Source organism: Pseudomonas sp. ICMP 8385 (assembly GCF_002699915.1).
Taxonomy (GTDB): Bacteria; Pseudomonadota; Gammaproteobacteria; order Pseudomonadales; family Pseudomonadaceae; genus Aquipseudomonas; species Aquipseudomonas gessardii.
In genome coordinates, this window is the sequence record NZ_LKBY01000048.1 from 1 (window position 1) to 246 (window position 246).

At 55.3% G+C, this 246-nt stretch carries 1 protein-coding gene; it reads left to right on the forward strand.

The genetic code is table 11. From position 1 onward, the window contains the following. Nucleotides 1-246 (forward strand): transposase (locus AO268_RS06805; RefSeq protein WP_141562784.1); only part of this gene is annotated, 246 nt, incomplete at both ends.

The window sequence follows — 246 nt, forward strand, 5'->3', positions numbered from 1 at the left end:
TTATCTGGACAGCTTGCCTGGCTGGGCAAAACGGTGCATGAGTGAACTGTTAGAGCACACCAGCCATATCGAGGACCGCTTGGTAGAGCTTGATAGAGCAATCAGCCAGATTGCTCGTGAAGATGATCGTAGCCGTAGATTGCTGCAATTGCGCGGGGTTGGCTCGACCACGGCGAGTGCCTTGGTTGCCAGTATTGGGGATGGGCACGACTTCAGAAATGGTCGCCAAGTGGCTGCATGGCTCGG